This window comes from Streptomyces sp. NPDC006510 (assembly GCF_040611955.1).
GTDB lineage: Bacteria > Actinomycetota > Actinomycetes > Streptomycetales > Streptomycetaceae > Streptomyces.
In genome coordinates this window covers 1-2,182 of sequence record NZ_JBEXPH010000414.1, presented here as the reverse complement: position 1 = coordinate 2,182, position 2,182 = coordinate 1, and the positions used below count along the sequence as shown (strand labels likewise).

Below are 2,182 nucleotides of genomic sequence, written 5' to 3'. Positions count from 1 at the left end.
TGGCGGACCGGTCGCCGGTTCATGGGCAGCACCCAGCCACGGGAAACCGCCGCTACGCCGGAGGCGGCGATGAGCAACGCCAGCAGAACAACAGGTACGGCGAGGTAGAGCTTCATGGTCCTTCCCTGCGCGTCGGACCCACGCCGGACGCCTGAGTGATCACGACACCCCTCGCGCCGCGGGTCCACGCTCCCCCACGATCGCCCGAACAGGCCTTAATTGCCAAGACTTGTCGACCGTTGGAGATTACTCATGCCGCGTCGGCCCGAAGTCGTTCCGGCGTCGCGCCGAACTCGCGTACTGCGCAGGGGAGGTGCCTATGCATGCGGTGAAGTCTCGGGTGAAGTGTGCTTGGTCGGCGTAGCCGAGTTCGGCGGCGAGAGCAGACCAGTCCTCCGGACCCATGGCCGCGCGTGCGGCGGCTTCCTGAATGCGGACTCGCCGGATCACCCACTTGGGTCCGATGCCGACGTACTCGGCGAACATTCGCTGCAGCTGGCGCGCGCTCATGTCGGCGATCGCGGCGAGCTGGGACACCCGTAGAACAGAGGGGTCGGCGCTGATCGTTTCGACCAGCCTGGCGGCCTTGTCGATGGCAGGGTCAGGAGTGGGCCGGCAGCCACGCACGAGCGCGGCTGCCAGTTCGAGCGCGGTGGGCACGCAGGGTTCGGCGATGATGGTGTCTGCTGCTGCCCGTGCCGCCGGGCCGAAGATCTCTTCGATGTCCAGGACTCGGTCGGTAAGGGTGGACACCGGGGCGGTGAGGAACGGGCGGAAGCCGCCGGGCCGGAATCGCAGGCCAAGTACCCGGCCGGTGCCGGAGATCTCTCGGGTGAACGTGTCGCTGACGATGCCTGTGATCTGGGCCTGACCGCCGGTGGTGAAGGTGAGGTGGACCACCGGGTGGGTGAGGACTTGCTGCCGGTGTGGTTCGGTCAGGTCCCAGTGGAGGATCCAGTAACCGTCCACGAATGGGGTCAGATCCGCCGGAGCCGGCTCGTGGTCGAGCCGGAACCGCTCAGCCGCGGTGTGCGGGTCGAGGATGGCCCGCTGTCGCGTTTGTTCAATACCCGTCATCGTCCTCCTGTCTACTATGCCTGATGGCAAGTGGGGAAGGGATGGCATGGAGACGAGATCTGTGATGGCCCGGGCCTCGGAAGCGGCGGTGGACATCGTGCGCGGAATCGAGCCGGACGATTTCGGCGCAAGCACGCCCTGCCCGGAGCTGAACGTCGGGGCACTCCTGAATCACCTGATCTTCTGGACCAGCGTGCGGGGGCACGCCGCGGGACTGAAGCAGCCTCCACAGGCCCGGCCGGATGAGGTGGCGGAGGGACATGACTTCACCGCGGAGCCGGATTGGGCCGAGATGTATGCCGCCCGGTCGGCGGCGACCGCCGCCGTCTGGAGCGATCCACAGGCATGGGTCGGCGAGACGGCGCTGACTGGGAGCGGGCGGATGCCGGCCCGCTTCATCGGTGGGATCGTGCTGGGCGAGTGGCTGCTGCACGGCTGGGACCTGGCGGTGGCGACCGGGCAGAAGCTGAACGTGGACGAGGAACTCGCGGCGGCGCTGTACGAGGACATCGCCGGCAAGGCCGAGATGGCCAGGAAGTACGGGGTGTTCGGCCCTGAAGTCAGCGTGCCTACGACTGCGCCGCTGTTTGACCGCGCTCTGGGACTGGCGGGCCGCGACCCGTCGTGGAAACGCCGAGCCTGACCGCATGTGAACGTACTACGAGCCAATGCCTCCCACCGCTCTCGCGGCTTGACACACGGCATCAGGAATCACTGCGACAGGACACACCGTTCAGCCCGCTTACCCATCGAAACCGGCGCGGGCGCCCTGACCGAGGCGCGGCGCAAGGCGCTGGGCGAGATCGATCCGGGATGGCGCCCGGCCCGGGATGCGAGGTGACAGCGGTGCTTCCGCCTCACCCAGGCCCGCGTCCAGGGCGGCGGGGCCGTACCGTCGGCGGCCGGGGAGTTGATCGTCCAGGGCGTGGACCTCGGACGGTGGGTCACCGCCCAACGGGACGGGTGGGAGCAGTTGCTGCCCGCGCAGCAATGGCTCCTGGAAAACGTCCTCGGCTTCGGCGGGCCGTGGGCGGTCTCCGGCGCCGTTCATCTGCCCGGGGCGGTGCGCGCCAAGAACCGCCGCATCGAGAGGCTGGCCGCGATG

The 2,182-nt window shown here is 68.5% G+C and carries 2 protein-coding genes and 1 pseudogene; 2 read left to right on the top strand and 1 reads right to left on the bottom strand.

What is annotated here, in order from left to right; all coding sequences use genetic code 11:
• Positions 1-246 precede the first annotated feature (246 nt).
• On the bottom strand, positions 247-1,173 hold the full coding sequence (locus ABZY11_RS44060; RefSeq protein WP_356484557.1) for an AraC family transcriptional regulator: 927 nt from the start codon (positions 1,171-1,173) through the stop codon (positions 247-249).
• On the opposite strand from ABZY11_RS44060, the gene ABZY11_RS44055 reads away from it, so the two are divergent.
• Both ABZY11_RS44055 and ABZY11_RS44050 read left to right on the top strand, forming a co-directional pair.
• Entirely contained in the window at positions 1,166-1,720 is a 555-nt protein-coding gene (locus ABZY11_RS44055) for a TIGR03086 family metal-binding protein (RefSeq protein WP_356484556.1), read from the top strand. The two genes, ABZY11_RS44060 and ABZY11_RS44055, sit on opposite strands and share 8 nt — an antisense overlap.
• A 282-nt stretch (positions 1,721-2,002) precedes the next feature.
• Positions 2,003-2,182, top strand: a pseudogene (locus ABZY11_RS44050) (hypothetical protein); the annotation flags it as partial.

Bases quoted from the DNA above. Each gene is read 5' to 3' on its own strand.
- ABZY11_RS44060 (WP_356484557.1), bottom strand. From the start codon at position 1,173: ATGTCCACCGCCGCTTCCGAGGCCCGGGCCATCACAGATCTCGTCTCC.